Source organism: Duganella sp. BJB476, from assembly GCF_003416895.1.
In the GTDB taxonomy this organism is placed as follows: Bacteria; Pseudomonadota; Gammaproteobacteria; order Burkholderiales; family Burkholderiaceae_D; genus Rugamonas.
The window spans coordinates 1,447,699-1,472,293 of the sequence record NZ_QVIO01000001.1; the positions used below are offsets into that span (position 1 = coordinate 1,447,699).

At 66.1% G+C, this 24,595-nt stretch carries 17 protein-coding genes; 8 read left to right on the top strand and 9 right to left on the bottom strand.

The features are described 5' to 3' along the window. Nucleotides 1–63 precede the first annotated feature (63 nt). Genes D0T21_RS06390 through D0T21_RS06400 form a run of 3 tightly spaced genes read left to right on the top strand, consistent with a single transcriptional unit; the run spans nt 64 to nt 4,735 of the window. Complete coding sequence (locus D0T21_RS06390) at nt 64–1,668, top strand: acyl-CoA ligase (AMP-forming), exosortase A system-associated (RefSeq protein ID WP_116994285.1); 1,605 nt, start codon at nt 64–66, stop codon at nt 1,666–1,668. An 11-nt stretch (nt 1,669–1,679) separates the two neighbouring features. Then, nucleotides 1,680–2,906, top strand: coding sequence for a pyridoxal-dependent decarboxylase, exosortase A system-associated (locus D0T21_RS06395; protein ID WP_199538414.1), 1,227 nt, complete (start codon nt 1,680–1,682; stop codon nt 2,904–2,906). Beyond that, nucleotides 2,903–4,735, top strand: a complete 1,833-nt coding sequence (locus D0T21_RS06400) for an asparagine synthetase B (RefSeq protein WP_116994286.1) — start codon at nt 2,903–2,905, stop codon at nt 4,733–4,735. The genes D0T21_RS06395 and D0T21_RS06400 overlap by 4 nt, the downstream gene beginning before the upstream one ends. Here the strand turns inward: D0T21_RS06400 and D0T21_RS06405 are convergent. Both D0T21_RS06405 and D0T21_RS06410 read right to left on the bottom strand, forming a co-directional pair. Continuing rightward, entirely contained in the window at nt 4,712–5,602 is an 891-nt protein-coding gene (locus D0T21_RS06405) for a polysaccharide deacetylase family protein (protein ID WP_116994287.1), read from the bottom strand. The genes D0T21_RS06400 and D0T21_RS06405 overlap by 24 nt on opposite strands. Beyond that, nucleotides 5,599–6,894, bottom strand: coding sequence for a putative O-glycosylation ligase, exosortase A system-associated (locus D0T21_RS06410; RefSeq protein ID WP_116994288.1), 1,296 nt, complete (start codon nt 6,892–6,894; stop codon nt 5,599–5,601). The genes D0T21_RS06405 and D0T21_RS06410 overlap by 4 nt, the downstream gene beginning before the upstream one ends. A 99-nt stretch (nt 6,895–6,993) precedes the next feature. Here D0T21_RS06410 and D0T21_RS06415 point away from each other — a divergent pair, with 99 nt between their 5' ends. Genes D0T21_RS06415 through D0T21_RS06435 form a run of 5 tightly spaced genes read left to right on the top strand, consistent with a single transcriptional unit; the run spans nt 6,994 to nt 14,269 of the window. Next, nucleotides 6,994–9,075: a glycosyltransferase gene (locus D0T21_RS06415; protein ID WP_229211354.1), complete on the top strand. Its 2,082-nt coding sequence runs from the start codon at nt 6,994–6,996 to the stop codon at nt 9,073–9,075. A gap of 9 nt (nt 9,076–9,084) precedes the next feature. Further along, complete coding sequence (locus tag D0T21_RS06420) at nt 9,085–10,530, top strand: lipopolysaccharide biosynthesis protein (RefSeq protein WP_116989213.1); 1,446 nt, start codon at nt 9,085–9,087, stop codon at nt 10,528–10,530. 10 nt (nt 10,531–10,540) lie between these two features. Continuing rightward, nucleotides 10,541–11,614 carry a glycosyltransferase family 4 protein gene (locus D0T21_RS06425; protein ID WP_229211355.1) on the top strand — a complete coding sequence of 358 codons (1,074 nt, stop codon included), beginning with the start codon at nt 10,541–10,543 and terminating at the stop codon, nt 11,612–11,614. Next, the gene (locus tag D0T21_RS06430; RefSeq protein ID WP_116989215.1) at nt 11,604–13,082 is read left to right on the top strand and encodes an MBOAT family protein; all 1,479 of its coding nucleotides are present in this window, start codon (nt 11,604–11,606) and stop codon (nt 13,080–13,082) included. Before D0T21_RS06425 ends, D0T21_RS06430 begins: the two co-directional genes overlap by 11 nt. A gap of 2 nt (nt 13,083–13,084) precedes the next feature. Further along, nucleotides 13,085–14,269 carry a hypothetical protein gene (locus tag D0T21_RS06435; protein ID WP_116989216.1) on the top strand — a complete coding sequence of 395 codons (1,185 nt, stop codon included), beginning with the start codon at nt 13,085–13,087 and terminating at the stop codon, nt 14,267–14,269. On the opposite strand, the gene D0T21_RS06440 is transcribed toward D0T21_RS06435, so the two are convergent. From D0T21_RS06440 to D0T21_RS06470, 7 genes are read right to left on the bottom strand one after another with little or no spacing between them, the layout of a single operon-like run. After that, a complete protein-coding gene (locus D0T21_RS06440; RefSeq protein WP_116989217.1) occupies nt 14,266–15,012 on the bottom strand; it encodes a class I SAM-dependent methyltransferase in 747 nt (248 codons plus the stop codon). The two genes, D0T21_RS06435 and D0T21_RS06440, sit on opposite strands and share 4 nt — an antisense overlap. A 13-nt stretch (nt 15,013–15,025) precedes the next feature. Continuing rightward, nucleotides 15,026–17,497 carry a glycosyltransferase gene (locus tag D0T21_RS06445; RefSeq protein WP_116989218.1) on the bottom strand — a complete coding sequence of 824 codons (2,472 nt, stop codon included), beginning with the start codon at nt 17,495–17,497 and terminating at the stop codon, nt 15,026–15,028. Continuing rightward, entirely contained in the window at nt 17,494–18,702 is a 1,209-nt protein-coding gene (locus tag D0T21_RS06450; RefSeq protein ID WP_116989389.1) for a TIGR04063 family PEP-CTERM/XrtA system glycosyltransferase, read from the bottom strand. Before D0T21_RS06450 ends, D0T21_RS06445 begins: the two co-directional genes overlap by 4 nt. A gap of 2 nt (nt 18,703–18,704) precedes the next feature. Then, entirely contained in the window at nt 18,705–20,630 is a 1,926-nt protein-coding gene (locus D0T21_RS06455; protein ID WP_116989219.1) for an XrtA/PEP-CTERM system amidotransferase, read from the bottom strand. A gap of 10 nt (nt 20,631–20,640) precedes the next feature. Further along, the gene (locus D0T21_RS06460; protein WP_116989220.1) at nt 20,641–21,813 is read right to left on the bottom strand and encodes a TIGR03088 family PEP-CTERM/XrtA system glycosyltransferase; all 1,173 of its coding nucleotides are present in this window, start codon (nt 21,811–21,813) and stop codon (nt 20,641–20,643) included. After that, nucleotides 21,797–23,368 (bottom strand): exosortase A, encoded by a 1,572-nt coding sequence (gene xrtA / locus D0T21_RS06465; protein WP_116989221.1) that lies wholly within the window; start codon nt 23,366–23,368, stop codon nt 21,797–21,799. Before xrtA ends, D0T21_RS06460 begins: the two co-directional genes overlap by 17 nt. Next, the gene (locus D0T21_RS06470; RefSeq protein ID WP_116989222.1) at nt 23,365–24,594 is read right to left on the bottom strand and encodes a TIGR03087 family PEP-CTERM/XrtA system glycosyltransferase; all 1,230 of its coding nucleotides are present in this window, start codon (nt 24,592–24,594) and stop codon (nt 23,365–23,367) included. Before D0T21_RS06470 ends, xrtA begins: the two co-directional genes overlap by 4 nt. Between the last annotated feature and the right edge of the window lies 1 nt (nt 24,595).

Here is a 24,595-nt window from a genome sequence, read left to right on the forward strand (position 1 = left end):
CATCAAGGAGTCAATGGCGAATTGTCTCAATCATAGAGGGCAGTCTATCTATGGGATATCGCTATGACGCAGTTAGTTCACGAATTCATCTTTCAGTCGGCGCAGCGTGAGCCGCGGCGCCAGGCGTTGTCGTACCAGGGTGTCGGGCTGAATTACGTGGCGCTGGCGCAGATGGTGCAGTTGGCCGCCGCCGCCTGGGTGCATCACGGACTGGGGCGCAGCGAGCGGTTGGCGGTGTTCATGGAAAAGCGCGAGGAAGCCGTGGTGGCCATGTTCGGCGCGGCGGCGGCCGGCGCCGTGTTCGTGCCGGTCAATCCGGTGCTGAAGCCGGAGCAGGTGGCGCACATCCTGGGCGACTGCGATGTGCGCATCCTGGTCACCACACGTGAGCGCTACAATCTGTTGGCGACGGCGCTGGAGGCTTGCCCGGGCTTGCGCAAAGTGGTGGTGATCGGTTCGATGGAAGCGTTGACGCCGCCGGACGGCGTGCAATTGCTGTCCTGGCGCGAGTGCATGCGCGATGCGCCGCAGACGGCATTGCATCCCTGCATAGACAGCGACGTCGCCGCCATCCTGTACACCTCCGGCAGCACCGGCAGGCCCAAGGGCGTGGTGCTGTCGCATCGCAATCTGGTGGCCGGCGCGCTGAGCGTTTCCTCCTATCTGGTCAACACGCCGGAGGACCGCATCCTGTGCGTGCTGCCGCTGAGTTTTGATTACGGCCTGAGCCAGCTGACCACGGCGTTTGCCGTCGGCGCCTGCGCGGTGCTGCTGAACCACCTGTTGCAACGGGACATACTCGACGCCGTGCAGCGCGAGCGCATCACCGGCCTGGCCGCCGTCCCGCCGTTGTGGATGCAGCTGGCGGACCTGGACTGGCGCCATGCGCAGCGGCTGCGCTACATCACCAATTCCGGCGGTGCCATGCAGCGGCATACGCTGGCAACCCTGCGCAAGGCTTTGCCGTACACGCAGATCTATCTGATGTACGGCCTGACCGAGGCGTTCCGCTCGACTTTCCTGGCGCCCGAGCAGCTGGACCGCAGGCCGGATTCGATCGGGAAGGCGATACCGAATGCGGAAATCATGGTGTTGCGCGGCGACGGTTCCGCCTGCGCACCCAACGAACCGGGCGAGCTGGTACATCGCGGCGCGCTGGTGGCGATGGGCTACTGGAACGATGCGCAGCGCACCGCCGAGCGATTCAGGCCGCTACCCGACCGCTTGGGCGGGCTGCCCGTGCCCGAGCTGGCGGTGTGGTCCGGCGATACGGTGCGCTGTGACGACGAAGGCTATCTGTATTTCATCGGCCGCAGCGACGACATGATTAAGACCTCTGGCTACCGCGTCAGCCCGACCGAAGTGGAGGAGGTGGTGTATGCCACCGGCATGGTGGCTGAAGCCGCCGCCATCGGCGTGCCGCATGCAAGCCTGGGCCAATCGATCACCCTGGTGGCGGCCGCCATGCCGCAGGGCACCGTTGATGGCGCGGCCTTGCTTGCGGCCTGTCGCCTGGCCTTGCTTGCGGCCTGTCGCCTGGCCTTGCCGGCCTACATGGTGCCGACCGCCATCGACATACGCGGCGTGCCGTTGCCGCGCAATCCGAACGGCAAAATCGACCGCAAGCTGTTGGCCGACCAGCTGGCCGGCTCGCGGGGCGAGTCGTGACGGCGGCGGACGTGTCGCCACGTCACGCTGAGCTCAACCAGTTCCCGACGCTGGATGACGTGCTCCAGCTCGGCGGCATCCAGCTGACGCGCCTGGCGGAGCGGGTGGGGCGCACGCCGTTCTACGCCTACGAGCGCACGCACATCGCCACCCGCGTCGGCTTGCTGCGGCACGAGCTGCCGCAGGGCGTGCATCTGCACTATGCCGTGAAGGCCAATCCGATGCCGGCGCTGGTGCAGATGATGGCGCCGTTGGTGGACGGTTTCGACGTGGCCTCCGGCAGCGAGATGAAGGTGGCGCTGGACGCCGGCATGGCCGCCGACCGCATCAGCTTTGCCGGCCCCGGCAAGCGCGACGCGGAATTGCGTTGCGCGGTGGCGGCCGGTGTGCTGTTGCATCTCGAGTCCGAAGGTGAAATGGAAAGGCTGGCCCGGATAGGTGGTGAGCTGGGCATGCGGCCGCGCGTGGCGGTGCGGGTTAATCCGGATTTCGAATTGAAGTTGGCCGGCATGAAGATGGGCGGCGGTCCGCGCCCGTTCGGCGTCGACGCGGCGCGGGTGCCGGCGATGCTGCGCAGGCTGGAGCAGCTGGAACTGGATTTTCACGGCTTCCACCTGTTTTGCGGCGCGCAGAATCTATCGGCGGCGGCGATCTGCGAGGCGCAGCGGCTCAGCGTGGAGCTCGGCCTGCGCCTGGCGGGGCACGCGCGCGTGCCGATGCGCATGCTCAATATCGGCGGCGGTTTCGGCGTGCCATATTTTCCCGGCGACCGGGCGTTGGACCTGTCAGCCGTTGCCGATGGCCTGGAGCAGTCGCTGGGCTTGCTGCGCCAGGGTTCGCCCGGCACCGACCTGATCCTGGAGCTGGGACGCTATCTGGTGGCCGAGGGCGGGATCTATGTCTGCCGCGTGCTGGAGCGCAAGCGTTCACATGGGCAGACTTTTCTGATCACCGACGGCGGCCTGCACCAGCACCTGGCGGCATCGGGCAATTTTGGCCAGGTGATCCGCAAGAACTATCCGGTGGCGATCGGCAATCGCATGCGTGGCGGGCCGCTGGAGACGGTGTCGGTGGTGGGGCCCTTGTGCACCCCGCTGGATGTGCTGGCCGATCGCATGGAATTGCCGCGCGCCGAAGTGGGCGACCTGGTGGTGGTGTTCCAGTCCGGCGCCTACGGACTAACCGCGAGCCCGACCGCCTTCCTCAGCCATCCCTTGCCGCTGGAGGTGCTGGTATGAGCGGCTTGTGTGGCTATCTGGCCGCTGCCGATGCCGGTGGCGCGCAACAAATTCTGGCCGGCATGGCGTCGCCGCTGGCGCGTTTTGACGACAGCCCGATCCGCATGGTGGCGGCGGCGCGTGGCGGCGTGGCCGTTGCGGCCGCTGCGGACAGCGTCAGCCTGCATGGCGCCGGCGGCGTGCTGGTCGCGGTCTGGGGCCGGCCCTTGCTGAACGGTTGCGGCGAGAATCTGGCGGAACGCTTCGCCGCACTGTGGCTGATCAACGGCGCCAAGGCTTGCGCGGCGCTGTCCGGTCCGTTCGCGGTGTGCGCGATGGCGGATGCCGGCGGCCAGCTGCTGTTGGCCATCGACCGCAGCGGCGTGCACGCCATGCATTATCAGCAGGTGAAGCAAGGCGTGTTGTTCGCTTCCTCCGCAGCCGCGTTGCAGGCCCATCCGCACGCAGTGAGCACGCTGGATCCGCAGTCGCTCTACAATTACCTGTATTTTCATACGGTACCGGCGCCGCGCACGGTGTATCGCGGCCAGCGCCGTCTGCAACCCGGCGAATATGTGCAGTACCGGCACGGCCATCTGGAAACCGGCGATTATTGGAAGATCGAATATCAGGAACAGTCCGCAACCCCATTCGGCGAACTCAAGGAGCAATTCCTGGCGACGCTGGAGAGCTCGGTGCGGCGCTCCGCCGGCGGCGCCAGGACCGGCGCCTTCCTCAGCGGCGGCACCGACAGCTCGACGCTGGCCGGCATGCTGGCCAGCGTCAGCGGCAGCGCGCCGCCTACTTATTCGATCGGTTTCGACGTCGACGGCTACGATGAAATGCGCTACGCGCGCATCGCCGCCCGTCACTTCGGCGCCGATCATCACGAACTGTATGTGACGGCGGGCGATGTGGCCAAGGCCATACCGCGCATCGCCGCCGCATCGGACCAGCCTTTCGGCAATTCGTCGGCGGTGCCGGCCTATTATTGCGCCAACCTGGCCCGCACCGACGGCGTGACCCGCCTGCTGGGCGGCGATGGCGGCGATGAGCTGTTCGGCGGCAATGAGCGCTATGCCGATCAGGCGGTGTTGTCGCGCTATGAACAGTTGCCGTCGGCCTTGCGACAGGTCGCGCTGGAGCCGTTGCTGTTCGGCCTGACGGGCAAACTGAACCTGGGCCTGCTGCGCAAGGCGCGCAGCTATATCTCACAGGCGGTGGTGCCGATGCCGGCGCGGATGGAAACCTATAATCTGTTGCACCGCTACGGACCCGCAGCGGTGTTGCACGCCGATTTCCTGGCCAGCATCGACGAGCGGGCGCCTGGCGACCAGATGAGCGATTGTTATTGGCAGAACAAGGGCCTGAGTCAGATCAATCGCATGCAAACGCTCGATTTGCGCTACACGCTGGCCGACAACGATTTGCGCAAGGTGCGCCTGGCCTGCGAGCTGGGCGGCGTGGACGTGGCGTTTCCATTCCTGAGCGACGAGATGCTGGCGTTCTCGGCGCGGCTGTCGCCCAGGGACAAGTTGAACGGCACGCAGCTACGCTATTTCTTCAAGCGCGCGCTGCGGGGCTATCTGCCGGCCGCCATCCTGCGCAAGAAAAAGCACGGGTTCGGCTTGCCCTTCGGCCATTGGTTGCAGCAGGATGCGGGCTTGCAAAGCCTGGTGCTGGATAGTTTGAGCGACCTGAAGAAGCGGAAAATCATCCGTGAGGACTTCATCGAGCATCTGACGCAGACCTTGCTTGCCGAACACCCGGCCTATCACGGCACAATGGTATGGGTGCTGATGATGCTGGAGCAATGGTTGGCCAAGTCAGGTACGCCGGCTGGCAAGTAGCCTGAGCAGAAAGCGCAGGCGGTCCTGTTCCCATGGCGTGTAGCGCGGCAGTTGCAGCGGATCGCTGCCGGCGTGCGCGGCGCCGGGCTCGGTACTGACCGCTGCGGTGAAGCCCAGTCTGCGCGCGATGTCGACATGGCGCTGGTCGTAGTCCACCCCGGGTTTTCCGTTGGGATAGGCAAACAATGTGACTGGGGCCTGGATGAGGTCTTCAAGGGCCGACTTGCCGCGCGCCATGTCGGTCTCGGCGTCGGCATCCGCCTGGCGAGCCAGGATGGGATGCGAAGCCGTGTGCGCGCCGATTTCCATGCCGGCCGCATGCAGCGTGCGCAATTGGTGCGAGCGCATCATCAGTTCTTCCTGCCGTGCCGGGGCCAGGCCGCGCGCCAGCGTCTGGCGCTGCGCGCCCGGCAGGTATTTGAGCGCCTCCAGCAGCTGGTCGATGGCTTGCCGTTTGTGGCGCAAGGTGTGCAGCAGCAAGGCATCGCAGCCTGGCGCACCCGAGTTCAGCACGTTCTGCCGGGCGTGGCGTACGCAGGCAATCACGTCGTCGTTCCACATCTGGCCACCGTCCAGGTAATCGCTGGCGATGAAGAAGGTGGCGCTCAGGCCGTGGCGCTGCAATATCGGCAAGGCATGGATGGCGTTGTCCGCATAGCCGTCGTCGAAGGTGATGCAGGCGGCGCGCGCGGGCAGCGTGCCCAGGCGCAGTTGCTCGCTGGCGCGGCTCAGGGGCAACACCCGGAAACAACGTTTCAGCAAGGCCATGTGGCGGTCGAACAGCCGCACGTCCGGCAACTCCGGCAGCAAGGGATCGGCTTGCGCCAGCACGCGATGGTAGACCAGGATCGACAGCCGGCGGCTCATGATCGTCCGATCGCCGGCTGGCGGCTGACCAGGCTGCTTTGCGAGGTTCGGCTGGCGCCGTACTGTCGTTCCGCGACCAGCGCGCGGGTGGCGATGACGATGCCCATCAAATAGTAGGGGACGTCGAAATAGAGCAGGCTGAGGAAGGCGCCGCCGACCGCAAAGCCGACGAAGCTGGCCTGGACCATGGTGGCCAGCTGCAGCGCCCATTCCAGATCCGGCTGGCCACGGCTGTGGCGAACGATCCAGGCCGCCGAACGCCATGTCAGGCCGAGCAGCAGCAAGTACAGCGCCAGGCCGACAAAGCCGTGCTCGCCCAGCGCCTGGAAATAGATGCTGTGGGCGGCGTGGACGTCGTGCGGATTGGGCGCGTAGAGAAAAAAGGTGGTCGGCTCGGCGATCTCGAAGCCGCCGCCGAAGAAGCGGTCCTTGGCGAGGTTCCAGGCCATATGCCAAGCGTTGATGCGACCCATCGCGGACTCGTCTTCCTGATAGGCTCCGATGCTGTCCATGCGCTCGCTCCAGCGCTCGGGCATGAAGAGCAGGGCCAGCGGCGTCAGCAGCGCGATCAGGATGCCGGCGGCGAATTTGTGGCGGCTCTTGAGCCACATCACGATAATCATGGCGGCTATCGCCAGCAGCGCGCCGCGCGAGTACGACCCCAGCGCCGCCAGCGCGCTGAGCAGCATCATCGCGCTCAAGCCATGCCGCAGCCAGCGCTGGTCGCTGCGCAGTTGCAGATACCGCATCAAGGGGATGGTCATGATCAGGGCCAGCGCGATCTCGTTGTTGTCGCCGATAAAGGTGCCTTCCGGCCCCCAGACGCGTTCGCCGCCGCCAGTGCGCAGCGTGAAGATGCCACCCTTGACGCCGTAGAAACCCAGCGACATCACCAGCACCCACAGCAGGCGCTGGATGTCTTCGCGGTTGCGTATCACCATCATGGTGACCAGACTCATCAGCATGATCTTCATGACCTTGCTCCATTGCACGTAGGCGAGCGAGGGAAACATGGCGAACAGGGTGGTGACGTTCATCCACAGTATCAGCACGATCAAGGTGAAGGTGATGCCCGAGACCGGCAGCGTCTTGGCCATGCGCGAGATGGCGACGCTGAACAAGGTGGCCACGGCGACGATGAAGGCGAATGGAAACGTGGCGGCGAAGCCCCAGCTCTGCGTGTGCGGATTCATCACGCTGATCCATACCCACATCAGCACGCCGTTGACGGGGTTACGCAGGATCAGCGGCAGGCTGCCGAAGACGATAAGGGTGATCAGAATGTCGCGCATGGGTAAGGGAACTCGTTGATGCGGCTCAACGATGTATTTGAGCCTGTCATTACACTGGATTGTCACGTTCTGCAATCTTAGGATATGGGAGAAGCGCCCTTGTTGACCGTTCTCATGGCGACCTGCAATGGCGCACAGACTCTGCCCAAAGTACTGGATGGCTATTGCCGTCTGCAAACGCCACGCCAGGCGTGGCAGTTGATCATCGTCGAGAATGGCAGCAGCGACGGCACCGGCGCGCTGATTGCGCAATATCAAAATCGCCTGCCGCTGCATCTGATCAGTACGCCAGACAAGGGCAAGAACGCAGCCCTGAACCTGGCCGTGGAGTGGGCTTTGCGCCATAGTGACGACGACGCCTTGTTTATTTTCAGCGATGACGACGCCACACCGGCGCCGGACTGGCTGCTGCAATGGGAGCGCTGCGTCGCGGCACATGCCGACTACGCGGTGTTCGGCGGCGCGATAGAGGCGGACTGGGCGGTCCCGCCACCCGAGTGGCTGCCGCGCTTGACGCCGGTCGGGCTGACGTTCGGCCTGACCGCTGCCGACCTGGCCGAGGGACCGGTGTTCCCCGGTTTGGTGTGGGGCGCCAACATGGCCGTGCGGCGGGAGGTATTCGATGCCGGCTACCGCTACGATACCTCGATCGGTCCGAATGGCGGCGCCTATGCCATGGGCAGCGAGACCGAGCTGACGCGCAGGCTGGCACTGGCTGGCTATCCGGCCTGGTTCTGTCGTCACGCGAAGGTGGCGCACCATATCCGCAAACATCAGTTGACGCGGGCCTATGTACTGGATAAGGCCTGGCGTTTCGGGCGCGGCAAGTATCGGCAAGACCGGCCGGGCACTTTCCCTGAATGGTCGGGCGTGCCGCGCTGGATGCTGGCGCGGTTTGCGCAGGAGTGCATAGGCTACCTGCGCGAGCGCCTGCTGGGCGACGCCGATGCGCTGTTCCGGCGACGCTGGGAACTGGCTTTTCTGCGCGGCTATTTTTTCGAAGCGCGGCAGGGGCGCAGCGAGGCCGGCAAACGGGTGCTGATCACCAGCTATTCCGGCGAACTGGGCGGGATGGAAATGCGCATGGCGCAGGAGTTGCGCTACCTGCGGCTGGCCGGCGCCGACGGCAGCCTGGCACTGCGCCGCTTTGCCGGCATCGACGCCTGGGCAGGGCGGCTGGCGCATGAGCAGATCGTGGTGGCGGAATTCGATCCGCCGCCATTCTTCGAGCAGTGGGCATGGCGCCGATGGAACCTGCTGCGGGCGCGGCTGGGGGCGGCGCGTCGGCTGCGCGCCTTTCGCGCCGACCTGGTGCATATCGCGTGGTGCTGGACCAATTACGGCGCCTCCGCGCTGTGGCTGGCACGCTACTGCCGCCTGCCCGCCGTCATCAGCGTGCACAACGCGTTTCCGGCGGCGGAGATCAGCGACTGGCACCAGCCCTTGCTGCAGCATGCTTTTGGCGGGGTGCGCGGGGTGTACGCGGTATCGCGCTCGGCAATGGCGCATTTCATGGCTATCTATCAGCCTTATTTGCCGGCCACCGCGCGTGTGGCTGTGATACCGAATTGTGTCGACACCGATAGATTCAAGCCGGGGGCGGACATGCGCCACGCCGCGCGCCTGGCGCTGCAACTGCCGCCAGGCGCGCTGGTGATCGGCGTTGCGGCCCGCCTGTCCGAGCAAAAGCGGCCCGGGCACTTGCTCGACCTGTTCGTGCTGCTGCGGCAGCGTTTTCCGCAGTTGTATCTGGTCATGATGGGCAGCGGCCCGCTCGAAGCGGGCCTGCGGCGGCAAGTGGAGCAGGCCGGCTTGGCACCATATGTGGTGTTCACCGGCTTCGTGCCGGCGCTGGAGACGCTGCTGCCGGCGCTGGATCTGCACATCCTGATGAGCAGGAATGAAGGTTTTGGCATCGCGACCATCGAGGCGATGGCATGCGGTGTCCCTGCCGTGGCGACCGATGTGCCCGGCAGCGCGGATATCCTGCGCGACTGCGGCGGCGGGCTGCTGGTGCCGGCCAACGATATCAAGGCGGCGGCGGCCATGGTCGCGGAGCTGCTGGACCAGCCAGGCCGGCGCGAGGCGATGGGGCAACAGGCGCGACAGGAAGCCGTCGAGCGCTACAGCCGTGTGGTGGTGGGCAAGCAGGTGCTGGCCTTTTATGATCAGTTGATCTGAGGCGGCGCCATGCAGCCGCGTATGTCCTTCCTGGTTTCCTTCGCTGAAAAGTACACACTGCTATTGGTGAACACCGCCGGCACCATGATACTTGCGCGGCTGCTGACGCCGGCCGAGATAGGCGTCTACGCGGTCGGCGCCGTGCTGGTCGGGCTGGCGCAGGCGGTGCGGGACTTTGGCGTCGGGCCGTATGTGATCCAGGAGAAGCAGCTGAACGAGCAGAAGCTGCGCGCGGCGTTGGGCACCAGCATCCTGGTGGCGTGGTCGCTGGCGCTGGTGGTGCTGCTGAGCAGCGGCGTGGCGGCCAGGTTCTACCGCGATCCGCGGCTGAGTTCGGTGTTGCAACTGCTGTCAATCAACTTCCTGTTGATTCCGTTCAGCTCGCTGGCCTTGCCGTGCTTGCGGCGCCAGATGCGCTTCTCGGCCATCTTCGCGATCAACACCGCCAGCAGCTGCGCGCAGTTGCTGGTCTCGGTGGGGTTGGCCTGGCTGGGGCATGGCTATCTGAGCCTGGTCTGGGGGGCCGTGGCCGGCACGGCGGCGGGGCTGCTGGCAAGCATTTGCTGCTGGCCGAGCGGCTTGCCCTGGTTGCCGGCGCGGCAAGGCATGGCGGCGATCCTGTCGTTCGGCACGATTTCAACCGCCGGCAGCGTGATCGACGAACTGGGCGTGGCCGCGCCGGACCTGATCGTCGGCAAATTGATCGGCGTCGCCGAGGTTGGCATCTTTGGCAAGGCGCAGGGCGTGCTGAACGTGTTCAACCAGCTGGTGACTAGCGCCATTTCACCGGTCATCTTCCCGCTGTTTTCGGCCCAGGCGCGGGCGGGCGGCGATCTGCGCCAGGCCTACCTGACCACCGCCAGCTACGTGACCGTGCTGGCCTGGCCTTTCTTCGGCTACGTGGCGATCTCGGCGCCGGCGCTGGTGCGCGTGCTGTACGGCGCACAGTGGGATGCATGCGTGCCGTTGATACGCATCATGTGCCTGTCGAGCGCCTTATATAGCATGTTTAGCATGGCGCGCTATCTGTTCGTGGCGATGGGGGCGGTCCGCACGCAGGCCAAGCTGGACGCCTTGTCGGCGCCGGTGCGCGTGATTGCCGTGCTGCTGGCCGCGCCGTTTGGGCTGCAATGGGTGGCGTGGGCCGTGGTGCTCGGCGGCGTGTTCAGGTGTATCTGGACTTTTCTCTACCTGCGGCAGCTGGCGGCGCTGCAAGCGAATGCCTTGCTCGGCGCACTCAAGCGTAGCGCATGGGTCGCGCTCTGTAGCCTGAGCGGTCCGGCGCTGTTGTTTGCCTGGCATCCACTGGCGCCGGAGCATGCGCTGTACCAGCTGTCGATGGCCGCCTTGCTGGCTCTGCCGCTGTGGCTGGCGGCCATTCTTCTTTTCCAGCACGAGCTTGCCGCTGAATGCACCTTGGCGGGACGCAAGGTCTGGGCGAGGCTAGTCAAATAAGGGGCATCTTATGCGCGTAGGAATTCTGTCTTATCCCATGTTGTTCCAGCGCGAGGGCGGGCTGCAGGTGCAGGTGCGCTCCACCATGCGCGCCCTGCAGGAGCAGTCGGCGCTTGGCCTGGAGGTGTCGCTGGTGGACGCCAACCGCGAGCGCCTGGACCAGTTCGACCTGATACATGTGTTCTCCGCGATCAACGGCAATCACCGCCTGGTCGAACTGGCGACAGATCTCGGAGTGCCGGTGGTGCTGTCGTCGGTCTTGTCGCCGGGTTGGGGACGGCTCGACGGCATGCGCGCCCGGCTGGCCGACCAGCTGACCGGCCGCCTGACCGGCTGGAACGTGCAAACCAGTTATGCGCAAACCAAACGCGCCCTGCAACTGGCGCAGATGGTGATCGCGTTGGGCGCGGCCGAACGGGATGCGATCGTCAGCGCGTTCCAGATTCCCGAGGGGAAGATCCGCGTGCTGCCCAATGGCATCAGCCCGCATTTCTTTGGCGCGCGCCAGGAGGAGTTCCGGCGTTGCACCGGACTGAACGGGCCGTTTGTGCTGATGGTTGGGGCGATTTCGCCGTACAAGAACCAGCTGGGACTGGTACGGGCATTGGCGCCGACAGGATTGCCGGTGGTGCTGATCGGCCGGGCGCAACGCCAGCACCAGAACTATTTGCAGCAATTGCTGGCGCAGCCGCGGGTGCGCTGGCTGGGCCAGCTCGAGCATGATGATGCGTTGCTGGCCAGTGCCTACGCCAGCGCATCCGTCCTGGCATTGCCCAGCCAGGGCGAGGTGTTTCCCTTGTCGGTGCTGGAGGCGTTGGCGGCCGGCACGCCGGTGGTGATGACCGACGAAAGTGCGCTCAGTTTGCCCGACAGCGCCTTCGCCTTGAAACAGTTGCCATGGGACGATACGGCTGGCTTGCGGCTTGCCGTAGAGGACCTGCTGGCAAATCCGCCGGAGCGGGCGCTGGTACGCGCCCTGGTGGAGCGTTACAGCTGGCAACGGGTCGCCGAGCAGATGGTGGCCTGCTATACCGAGCTGTATCACCGGACACGTCGGGAACAAGAGGCGCGCCGTGCTGTTTAATTCCTTCAGTTTCCTGTTCCTGTATTTGCCGACGGTAGTGGCCGGCTACTATCTGCTGGCGCGCATGCGTCCACGGTGGGCGATCGGCTGGCTGGCGCTGGCGTCGCTGTTCTTCTACGGTTATTGGGACCTGCGGTATCTGCCCTTGCTGATGACGTCTATCGTGTTCAACTACTGGAGCGCCGGCCGCATGCAGGTGGCGCTCCGGCGCCGGCGCTGGCTGATGTTTGCGCTGACGGCGAACCTGGCCTTGCTGGCGTATTTCAAGTATGCGAACTTCTTCATGGATAACGTCTACGCGCTGGCGGGCTCGCCCGCGCGTGGATGGGACGTGGTGCTGCCGATTGGAATTTCGTTCTTTACCTTTACGCAGATCGCCTTCCTGCTCGATTGCTACCGGGGCAAGGCCGGCGAATACCGCTTCGTGCATTACACCTTGTTTGTCAGCTATTTCCCGCACCTGATCGCAGGGCCGGTGTTGCATCACAAGGAAATGATGCCGCAGTTCGAGCGCCCGCCAGGCCTGAACGCGGCGGATGTCGCCGTCGGCCTGTCGATCTTCGTGCTCGGCCTGGCCAAGAAGGTGCTGCTGGCGGATCCGCTGTCGACGCTGGTCGGGCCGGTATTTGCCGCCGGTGCCCACCCACAGCTGGTGGAGGCCTGGATCGGCACGCTGGGCTACACCTTTCAACTGTATTTCGATTTTTCCGGCTACTCGGATATGGCGATAGGCTTGTCCCGGCTGTTTGGCGTGAAGCTGCCGCTGAACTTTAATTCTCCCTACCAGGCCAGCAATATTGGCGAGTTCTGGCGGCGCTGGCATATGACCTTGTCGCGTTTCCTGCGCGACTATCTGTATGTACCGCTGGGTGGCAATCGCCATCATCGCTATCGCAACCTGATGCTGACGATGCTGCTCGGTGGACTGTGGCACGGCGCCGGCTGGACCTTCGTGGTGTGGGGCGGCTTGCACGGCTTGTATCTGGTGGTGTATCGCGGCTGGCTGGCGCTTGCCGGGGAAGGGCCGCCGCGTTGGTGGGGCAGGTGGCTGACCTTTTTCGCCGTGGTGGCGGCGTGGGCCGTGTTCCGGGCGCCGGACCTGGCGGGCGCCGCCGATGTGTTGTGCGCGATGGCGGGGGCGAATGGCGTGGCTTTGCCGCATGGAATGGCTGCCTATGCGTCCTACTTGCCCCACGGGTTCAGTTTTGTGGGCATCCGCTGGATAGACTTCGGCGGCATCGCGATGCCGGTGCTGATGCTGGCGATGGTGCTGGCCTTCGTGGCGCCGAATACGCAGGAAATCTTCCGCCACTATGCGCCGTGCATAGAACAGTTTTTTGCAGCGCCGCGACTCTGGCAATGGACCTGGCGTCCGCGCAGGGCGTTGAGCCTGGCGTTTTCCTTGTTATTTCTGGGCTGCCTGTTCAGCATGAACCGCGTCAGCGAATTCCTCTATTTCCAATTCTGATTATGAGCCAGCAAGCCGGCGCCGAATGGCGCAACTATGTGTCCGTGTTTTGTGCCAGCAGCGCGCTGGTGATCGCTGCGGTGACGGCGTTGAATTACCAGGTCGATCCGTACCTGACCCATCAATGGCAAACGCAGCAGCTTCAGCAGCTGCGGCCAGGCCGGGAAAAGCTTAGCGCCTGGGGCAAGACCTATGCGCTGGCAAAATTCAAGCCGACGGTGCTGTACGTCGGGAATTCCCGCACGGAATTGGGCTTGCCGACAAGGGCGACGCCGTTCGCCGATCTTGACGTGTTCAACGGAGCACTGTCCGGCGCTTCGCTGGGCGATGCGATGGCGATGGTCGACCATGCGGAAAAGGTGGGACAGCTGAAAACGCTGGTCTGGGGCATCGATGCGCCGTCGTTCACGATGGAGATTGGCAACACAGATTTCGACCGCGAACTGGTGGCCAATGGGCCGCTATATTTGTGGCGGCGCACCTTGATCAATGTCAGGCGGGCTTTCGCTTTCGATATGACGGCGGACTCCATCCGTGTATTGCGCGGCACCTTCGGCAGCGTTTGCCATTCCAGCCTTGCCTCATATGGCCAACGGGACGACGCCTGTGTGCACGAGCGCATCGAGGGCTTGGGCGGGACCGGTGCGGCCATCGTTCCGCGGGTACGGGAGTACCTGCGCGGAGCGGGACCGACCGACGAGGCGATGCGGGCGCTGGATCGCAGCATGGCCAATGTATGCGGCGCCGGCACCCGCGTCCGCCTGTATCTCAATCCGACGCACGCGATGACCGCCGACGCCTTGTACTGGGCCGGGAAGTGGCCGCCCATGGAAGCCTGGCAGCGTTCACTGGCAAGCATGGGGCAACGATATCGTGCTGCGGGCTGCGACATGCGTATCTTTGACTTTTCCGGCTTCAACAGCGTGACTACCGAGGCCATCCCGCAAGTGAGCAAACAACCCGCCATGCGTTACTACTGGGAGACTTCGCATTATCGTAGCAATGTGGGGAGCATGGTGCTGGCGCGGATGTTCGGAGGCGGCGATGTGCCGGCTGATTTTGGCGCCGAGCTGAGTCCGGAAAGCGTGGAAGCCCACCAGGCGGCGGTGCGCCTGGCGCGGGAGCGCTATCACCACGCCCACCCGGCGGAAACCAGCATGGTGCGTAGCGTGGTCGCGGAACGCTAGTGCTTGCGCAGGACCGCGCAGCCTTTTTCGCAAGCCTGGTTGGTGTATGCCAGCGCCGGAAAAGCCTGGCGCCAGCGCAGCAGTATCGCCTGCTCGTCAGGGCGAGCGGCGTCATCCAGGAAGACGGCGGCGCCGGTATTCAAGCGGGGGAATAGCAGCGGCCCGGCCGGGAAGCGCGCTTGCGGACGCGTTGCCTGCGGTGGCCCGTCGATCACCAGCAGGTCGATGGGCGGCAACTTGGGAAGCCGCGCAAGATCGTACCAAGGCCAGGATTGCCCGTCGATATCGTGCGGCGTCAGCGGCGCGTCGATCACGGTGGCCCAGTCTTGCAGCCCATGGCGACGCAACTGGACGCGCGTCTGCGCGGCGAAGTGGCGGTCGTGCTCCAGGCTGTAGACTTTGCCGGCGCCGTTCAGCTGCATGCAACGGGCCAGTACCAGAGTGGAAATGCCGCTGCTGCATTCCAGCACCGTCGCCTGGGACAAGGTGCGGGCATGGCGCGCCACTTCCAACAGAAAATCCGGCGAGGCGGCCCAGCCACGGGTCGGCGGCAGGCTGTGTTTGAGATCGAGCTCGACGTAGAGGCCTTGCAAAGCTTCCAGCTGGCGGAACAGGCCGGCCTGGTCGTTGTGATGCTGATCGCGCACGTCGTACAGCAGGATGTGCACGTTGCGCAGCTTGTGCAATGCGTAGAGCGAAACGGCCAGCAGCAAAGCCAGCGCGGTGAAAGCGAATATGGGCATGTCGGCTCCTGGTTCAGTTGGCAACTACTTTGCTGATGACGTAACGGTGTTTCCCCGACGCTTCCGCCGGTATCTCGGCCACCTCTTCGATCAGTATTTCCACGGACGCCCCGAGGCGCGCGCGGAACTGGCGGATGATGTCTATCCTGATCACCGCCGGCAAGCCGCTGACGCTGACCAGCAGCACGCGGGTGATGTCCAGGCTTTCTTGGATGATCTTGAAGGCGCGTATCTGCGGCAGGTCGCGCAGCACGTAGATCAACGCCAACCCGTGCATGACGGTGCCGTCGCGCGCCACGACGAAATCGGTGACGCGTCCTTCGACCCGCTTCAGCAGCGGCAAGCCGCGTCCACATGGACAGGGGCGGGTGTCGAGCGCGCCGACGTCGCCGGTGGCGTAGCGGATGAAGGGGAAGTCGCGGCTGGCGAGGTGGGTGACCACGATGGCGCCGCTGTCGCCGGGCGCGACGGGCGCGCCTTGCGGATCGACGATTTCGAGGATGACGTCCTCGGCGGTGATGTGCAGGCCGCCTTCCGGGCATTCATGAGCCAGGAAGCCGGCGTCGCGGCCGCCGTAGCCGTTGGCGACCGGGGCGGCAAACGCTTGCTCCAGCAAGGCGCGCTGCTCGTCGTACAAGCGTTCGGCGGTGACGAACACCACTTTGACTCCCAGGCCATCCAGCGCAACTTTCCGGGCCTGCGCGTGCCTGACCAGCAGGCAGATCGCCGAAGGGTAGCCGAACAGCATGGCCGGGCGCTGGCGTTGCAGACGGCCCAGGTAATCGTCGAGGCGGGCGGCCGACAAATCGAAGGCCGGCAGCAGCAGGCTGCGCAGCATCCGGTCGCGCCGCATGCGCCAGCGATCCTGCGTCTTCAGTTCGATGGGCGAGCCCCACATCACGGCCTCGGGATCGCCGATGTCAACGCCCCACCAGCGCGTGGCGCGCCATTTGGCGGCGACGTCGTGGCTGACGCGGCTCTTGCCCTGGTAGAAGATCAACGGCTCGCCGCTGGACCCGCCCGTGTTGAAGCGCTGCAGCGGCCCGGCATCGTCGGCGACGAATTCGTCGCGGTGGTGATTGATGTCCGCCTTGTGGATGATGGGCAGGCTGCGCAGGTCACGCAAGTCGTGCACGCGGGTGGCGTCGAAGTTCAAGCTGGCGTAAAGCTGGCGGAAATACGGCACATGCTCGGACGCGTGCAGCAGCAAGGCGCGCAGGCGCTGCACGCGTAACGCTTCCAGCCGCTCGGGCGGCCACCACTGGCTTTGTTCCATGTGGCGCAGCAGGGCCACGCTGCGGTGTTGCTTGAGCATTTCATGCAGTGGAAACAGCAGCCGGGACACCAGCGCCGTGTAGCCGGCGGCCGGTGGCCGCTTGAGCACGCGCCGGTATTGCGCCATCAGCAAGGGCGCGACTTGCGGCCAGGCGTAGCGGCTGGCTTCAGCGCTGCCGGCCTCGGCCAGCGCGCGCGCCAATGGCGGCGCCAGCAGGACGGCCAGCATGGCCTCGGCCATGGCCGGCGCGTCTTGCGGCGGCACCAGCAGGCCGTTGACGCCGTCGCGCACCAGATACGGTATGCCGCCGACCGCGGTACTGACCACCGGCACGCCGCTGGCCCAAGCCTCCAATATCGAGATCGGCATGTTGTCGGCCAGGCTGGCGTTCAGTGCGAGGTCGCTCTGGCGGTACAGGGCGGCCATGGCGGCATTGTCCAGCTTGCCGGTGAAGCGCACCGCCTCGCCGAGCTCAAGCGTGTGGACCAGCTGCTGCAAGCGCTGCAATTCGGGGCCGTCGCCGCAGATGGTCAGGCTGGCCAGCGGCAAACTGCGGTGCACGATGGCGAAGGCGCGTATCGCCGTCGCCTGGTCGTAGAGCGGTTCCAGATGGCGGGCGAGCAGAACGGCGGCGTGCGGTGCCGCCGGGCCGGCCGGGTGGAAGCGCGCCAGGTCGACGATGTTGGGCACGATCTGCGCACTCATGCCGTGCAGGGAGAAGATGTCGGCGAGGAAGGCCGACGGTACGATCAACGCGTGCGCCTGGCGCATGGTGTAACGGACCAGGGCGGCTCGCCGCTTGAGAAAATCCATGGCCTCGCCGCCGCGATAGTTGACCAGCACGCCTTTGCCGCGCAGACGGGCGATCCAGATGGCCGGCGCCGCGTACAAGTGCCACGACCAGCCGGAGTTGGCCATGACGTGCACCAGTTGCGCCTGGCCGGCCGCGCGCCACAAGCGCCACAGATAGGGCAGCAGCCGCAGCGCTGCGCGCAGTCCCCGCACCGAGCTGAGCCACGATGGCTTGACCGGCAGGTTGACCGCGACCAGATCTACCTCGGCGCCGGCCTCGCGCAGCAGCCCGGCGAGCTGTTCGGTCTGGTTGGCCATGCCGCCTGCCGGCGGCGGCAGCGGGCCCACCAGCGCAATGCGCCGACCGGCGATGGGCGCGGCGCGGAGGCCGGCGGACAGCGGATGCGGGCCGTTCATGCGGTACGCGCGCGCAAGCGCTGATAAATGGGGCCGTAGCGGGCGACGCTGGCCGGCCAGTTGCGTTCGCTCTCGACGTAGGCGCGCGCGCGCTGGCGCAGCGCCGGCCAGCTATCGGCGTGCTGCAGCAGCTGCATGACCTGGGCCGCAAGCGCCTCGGCATCGCCGGCTTTGAACAGCATGCCGGTCTGGCCATGTTCGATCAACTCCCGGTGGCCGCCGACGTCCGAGGCTAGCACCAGCCGGCCCTGGGCCATGGCCTCCAGCGGTTTGAGCGGCGTCACCAGTTCCGTCAGCCGCATCGGCAGGCGCGGATAGACCAGGATGTCTGCCAGCTGATAATAGTCGGCGATGCGTTCGTGCGGCACCCGGCCGGTGAATTTGACGTGGGCGCGCAAATCCAGGCGGTCGACCAGCGCGCGCAATTCGGCTTCCTGCGGGCCGCCGCCGACCAGCAGTAGCTGCACCGACGGCGCAGCGGCCAGTACGCGCGGCATAGCCTCGATCAGCAGCGCCAGGCCTTCGTAGGCGTAAAACGAGCCGATAAAGGCCAGCACCAGATGGTCGTCCAGTCCCAGGCTGAGGGAGAGTTTTTCCGGCGCACAGGAGGCTGCGGAAAACTGCTCGCCATCGACCGAGTTCGGTATCACCGTGACCTTGGCTGCCGGGATGCCGCGCGCGACGATGTCGTTGCGCAAGCCTTCGCAAATGGTGGTGATGGCGTCGGCCCGGCGCAGGACGTGGCTTTCCAGCGCGCGCGTCAGGCGGTAGCGCAGGCCGCCGGCGCGGCTGGTGCCATGGTCGGTGGCGGCGTCTTCCCAGAAGGCGCGGATTTCATAGACCACCGGTATGCCCAGCGCGCGCCCCACGCGCAGCGCGGCGACGCCGTTGAGCGCGGGCGAGTGCGCATGCAGGACGTGCGGGCGCGCCTTGGCGGCGATCGTCATCAGGCGCTGCTGCAAGCCCAGCACCACGCTCCAGTGGCGCAACAGCGGCAGCCGCGCCCACCAGCGGACCAGCGGCGGCGTGCGGAAGAAATGCCAGCCGTCGACTTCCTGTTCGCGCTGGCCGCCGCCTTGCTTGGCGCCGGTCAGGTGGATGGTGTGCCAGCCCAGCTTGCGCTGCTGGCGCAGGATCGCCAGCGTGCGGAAGGTGTATCCGCTGTGCAGGGGCAGCGAATGATCGAGGATATGCAGTACGCGCATCTTCATGCCGCCTGCCGGATCAGGTTGCGCGGCGCGGCCGCAGGCAGCTGGCGCAGGAAGGATTCAAACATCAACAAGGACCATAGCGGGGCGCTGTGATCGCGCCGGCCGGACAGGTGCTGCGCCAACAGCGTTTGCACGTGGTCGAGATTGAACAGGCCGCAATCGGCCAGCACAGGACTGCGCAGGCTGCGTTCAAGATGGGCGCGCAACGGGCCGCGGAACCAGGCGGCCAGCGGCACCGAGAAGCCCATCTTGTTGCGGTACAGCAGCTCCTTGGGCAGATGCTGCTCGAGGCCGCGTTTGAACAGGTATTTGCCAACACCGCCGCGCAGCTTTAGTTCCGGCGGCAGGCTGGACATCCACTCGACCAGGCGATGATCGAGCAGAGGCACCCGCACTTCCAGCCCGTGCGCCATGCTGGCGCGGTCGACCTTGGTGAGGATGTCGCCCGGCAGATAGGTTTTCAGGTCCAGGTACTGGATGCGCGACAGGGCGTCCTCGGCCGGACAGTCGCGGGCGTGCCCGTACAGCACTTCCTGCGCATGGTAGCCGCCCAGGTCGCGCCGGAGCGCCGGGCTGAACAGCGCATGGCGCATATTGTCGTCCATGATGCTGACGCTGTGGAAATAGGCCGACACGCTGTCCCTGGCCAGCGCCTCGAAGGTGGTCTTGGCGCGCAGCGGGCGCGGCGCCCAGTCGGCCTTGGGATAGAGGCGGCCCAGGGCGCCGAACAGCGGCCGGCGCAAGCCGAGCGGCAACAGCGTACGCCAGCGTTCCTCGTGCAGATGCCAGCGGTAGCGCCGGTAGCCGGCCAGGTTTTCGTCGCCGCCGTCGCCCGACAGGGCCACCGTCACGCGCTGGCGGGCCAGCTCGCAGACACGATAGGTGGGCAGCGCGGAACTGTCGGCGTAGGGTTCGTCGTACAGGCCGGCGAGGCGGTCAACCAGGCTGATGTCGTGTTGCTCGACGCGCTGCATGTGATGGCGGGTGCCGTAGCGTTCGGCGATCATTTGCGCGTAGGACGTTTCGTCGAACTGCGGATCGCCGAAGGAAATCGAGCAGGTGTTGACCGGCGCCGCCGACTCCTGCGCCATCATCGCCACCACGGCGCTGGAATCGACGCCGCCGGACAGGAAGGCGCCCAGCGGCACTTCGGCCACCAGCCGGATGCGCACCGCTTCGCGCAGGCGCGCCAGCAATTCGTCGGCGGCCTGCGCTTCGCTGAGCGCTGGCTGGACTTCGAAGGGGATGTCCCAGTAGCGCCGCGGCGCCGGCAGCGGCTGTCCCTTGCGCAGCAACAGCGTGTGGCCCGGCGCCAGCTTGCGCACCTGGCGAAAAATGGTGCGCGGTTCTGGTATGTAGCCATAGGCGAAGTACTCCTCGACCGCCAATGGGTCGAGCTCGCGTCGCAGCCCCTGGTGCAGCAGCAAGGCCTTGATCTCCGAGGCGAACAGCAGTTGGCCGTCGTCCAGCAGCGCATAGTGCAGCGGCTTGACGCCCAGCCGGTCGCGCGCCAGGAACAGCGTTTGCTGGCGGCGGTCCCACAGCGCGAAGGCGAACATGCCGCGAAAACGGTCGACGCAGCGCTCGCCCCATTGCTCCCATGCGTGCACGATGACTTCGGTATCGCAATGGGTGCGGAAGGTATGGCCGAATTGCTGCAGTTCGCGCATCAGGGCCTGGAAATTATAGATCTCGCCGTTGTAGACCACGACCACGCTGTGATCTTCGTTGAACAGCGGCTGCTGGCCGCCGCCCAGGTCGATGATGGACAGGCGTCGGTGGCCCAATCCTATGCCCGGCTCCAGATGGGTGCCGCCCTGGTCGGGGCCACGGTGGCGTTGGCGCTCGGTCATGGCGTGCAGCATGCCGGCGTCGATGTCGGCATGCCGATGAAGATCGAAGATCCCTGTGATGGCGCACATAGCGGTCCTTTCATCGGTCGCGTTGCGGTGGGGCGGCGAGGGCGTCGTAGACGGCCAGGTAGGCATCGGCCATGGCGTTCAGGCTGTATTCGGCCAATACCCGTCGGCGGCCGCGCTGGCCATGGCTGCTGGCCAGCGCGGGCAGGCGGTAGTAGTCGCTGAGCGCGTCGGCCAGCATCGCTGGCGCGTGGACCGGCACCAGCGTGCCGGTCCAGCCGCTGTAGACCAGGTCGGGGTTGCCGCCGACAGCGGTGGCCACCACCGGCAAGCCGGTCGCCATCGCCTCCAGGATGGTATTGGACATGCCTTCGGCCAGCGACGGTTGAACGAACACGTCCATCGCCCGCATCAGCTGCGGGATGTCGTCGCGCTGGCCCGGCAGCCAGGCCAGCTCTTCCATGCCGGCCTGGCGCAGCAAGTCCTGGCAGGCCTGGCGGCAAGGGCCGTCGCCGGCGATGAGCAGGCGCAGGCGGTCGCGCGGCAGCGCGTGTTCGGCGATCAGCAGGATGAAGGCTTGCACCAGCGACAGGTGATCCTTGACTTCGGCCATGCGGCCGACGCTGCCGATGACGAAGGCGTCCTCGCACAGAAAGCCCGGCGGGCCGACGGCGGCAGTCGGCCCCAGGCGGGGGTGGAATTCCAGGCTGTCGACGCCGTTGCAGATGTGGGTGACGTGTTGCGGCCGTGCGCCTATCGTGCCGATCAGCCAGGCTTCCAGGTCCTTGCTGACGGCGATGAAATGCCCGATCAGCGGCCGCAGCAGTTTGCGCAGCCAGCGGTATTTTCGGCTCAGGCCGTGCAAGTCGTCCATGTCGCGGCCGTGTTCGCCGTGCACGCGCAGGCGCACGCCCGCGAACGCGGCCAGCAACTGGCCTTCGATGCCGGACAGGTTGCGGGTGTGAATCAACAGCGGCCGCAGCCGCTTCAACGTGTGGAACAGCCGCAGATAGTGACCCCAGTCCTTGCCTTCGCGCTTGTTGATGCTGATGATCTCGACGCCGGGGCGCTGGATGCGCAGATGGTAGTCGGTGTAGTCGCGCAGGCAGACGATGGCGTGGCGATAGCGGTCTGGCGGCAGATGGTTGATCAGGTTGATCAAGCCGTTCTCCAGGCCGCCCACGTCGAGGCGATGGATCAGGTGCACGATCAGTGGTGCGGCGACCAGTTCAGCGTCCGGCGACATGGGCTAGTCCTTGTTCGATGGCGGGCTGCATGGCGGACAGCAGCGCCTGCATGGCCTGGGCGGCTTGCTCGGGTTGCTCGTCATAGCGCGCGGCGACGGCGATCTCGGCGCCGTCATCGCCGTCGCCGAGCAGTTTGCTGCGCGCCAGCAGCAACTTGAGCAGCAGGGGGCTGCCGGTGTCGCGTCGCGCCTGGCGGTACCAGCGCCACACGAGCACCTTGGTCTCGCCGGACTGGACAATGGTTTGACGCACCCGGAGGCTGCGCTGGCCCAGGTGGATCTGCCGGCTGGTTTCGGCCATGTCCTTCCACGCCGGCCCGGCGGCAGGCGGATTCCATACCTGGGTCAGCAGTTCTTCGCCTTTTGACTGGTGGCGATACCAGGTCAGCTGCAGCGAGACTTGCTGCACACCGTCGCTGTAATTGGCGGACCAGCGCTGCGGCTGCCCCGCATGCTGGGCGTGCCAGTCGCCGGCTTGCATGGCGCTGGCCTGCCACGGCGCCGGTGGCGGCGCCAGCGTCAGCGGCGTTGCCGCGTGGCGGTCGGCCGCCGGTGGCCGCAGGGCGATCCGGGCAAGCTGCGGCCACAGGGCGACGCACAGCAGGCCCGCCAGCGCAGTCGCCAGGCAGGCGGACGGCCGCGGCGCCGGTGCATGGCCAGGCGCGCCGGCGGCCGCCGGACGCGGCGCCGGCGGGCCGGCATCGCGCCAGCGCGCGCCCACCCAGAACATCAGGCTGGCGACCAGGCCGAAAAACAGCCAGCCGTAGATCAGGTGGTCGATGCCGACGGCCAGCGTCATGTTGCTGTAGTGGCCGATCAGCACGATCAGGAAGGCGCGCAGGCCGTTGGCGACGATGGGCAAGAGCAGCGCGACCACGATGAAGGCGGCCCGCCGCAAACGGCTTTGGTAGGTCAGGTAGGCATACAGCATGCCGAGGGCGACCGACGCGATCAGATAGCGCAGGCCGCTGCAGGCTTCCTCCACCGACCAGTTTCCACTAGGCAGTGACAGGTAGCTGTTGTCGCGGAAGACCGGGATGCCGGCCAGTTGCAGAGCGCCCACCGTGAAGCTGGAGGTGAATTCAATCAGCGGCGAGATGAACACTTCGCCGAAGGGAACGGCAAGCAGCAGATAGGCCAAGGGGAAGGAGACCGCGTAGGCGTAGCGCCAGCCTAGTACCAGCGCAACCAGCGCGGCCACCATCACCACCAGGCTGTACTGCTGCACCACCGGCACGTTGGCGATCGCGGCCAGGAACCAGAGCAGCCCCAACAGCACCAGCGGAAGCAGTACGACCGGCGCCGGACGCAGCGGCAGGCCGGCCAGTTCGGCGCGCTGCCGCCAGATCAGCCAGATGCAGACCGGCGGCACCAGCAAGCCGTGGGCAAAGGTTTGCGAATGCCACCACTGATTGATCATCGCGCCGGCCGTCGGCCAGTATGCGGCCAGCAGCCCGGCCAGCGCCAACAGCAGGCAGGCATAGGGCCAGGGCTGGGCCGGGCTGGCCGACGGCTCGAACCGCGGCGCCGGGACGGGCGACAGGGCGGCAGTCATGGCATCGGCTCCGCAGGATGGCGCTCAGGCTCGGTGACGTAGAGCACCACGCCTAGCCGCTCGAGATTGCTGCTCCACTGATAGTCGCGCAACACGTGCTGGCGGGCCGCCGCACCGTGGCCGCCGGCAGTCCGCAGCTGCTGGCCGATGTGGTGGATGAACTCGACGGCACCGGAGGCGCTGACGACATCCCGTCCCGGCACGGCGGACAGCCCCTCCAGGGCCTGCGGCGTCGCCACCACGGTCTTGCCCATGGCCATGGCTTCGAGCACTTTGTTTTGTATGCCGCGCGCAATTTGCAGCGGCGCGACCGCCAGCGCCGCGTGCTGCAGATAGGGGCGCACATCGGGCACCGTGCCGCTGACATGGATGCCCGGCAGGCGGGCCAGCGCCATGACCGCAGGGCTCGGACGGGCGCCGACGATGTGGAACTGGAGCTCGGCAAATTCCTGCCGCAGAGTAGGCATAACGCGCTGCGCCAACCAGCTGACGGCATCGATATTCGGCCGGTAGTCCATGGCGCCGGTGAACACCAGCGCGCGCGCGCCATGGTAGGGATCCGGCGCGTCGGGCTGCGGTGAAAAATACTGGCAATCGACGCCGTTGCTGAAATGACCGGTCTTGTGCCCGGATTCCGGCGCCCGCAAGCGGAACAGTTCGGCTTCGGCGCGCGAGACCAGCAGTGTCTGGTCGAAGCTGCGGGCGGCGGCGCGTTCGAATTCCAGCAAGCTGCGGCCCTCGCGCCGATAAAGCGACGACAGCGGCCAACTGTGGTCGTCGGCATAGTGCTGCCATTTTTCGGAATCGACATCCACCAAGTCCAGCACCCGGTGCAGCGGGCCGCGCGCGGTGCGGGCCGGCAGGTATTGGGCCATGGGACCGGAGAAGGCCAGCGCGCTGTCGATGCGATGGCGCTGCAGCGCGTCGGCCACCCAGTTGCGCAGCGCCGGATGGCGATAGTAGGCAACGCTGAGGGCTTCGCCGCGCCACAAGGCCGGCATGCTGGCGAGCCGCGCCAGGCGCGGATGCAGGCGAACGAAGCAGCTACTGGCGCAATCGGCCGCCAAGTGCTCCGCATGGGCCAGATCGGCGGCATCGTCGATGAAGCTGCCCAAGTGCACGCGGAAATGGCGCTGCAAGTAGCGCAGCACGTGGTAGGCGCGGATCTTGTCACCCTTGTTGGGAGGGTAGGGTATGCGATGCGTCAAGTACAGCAGATCGCGCATG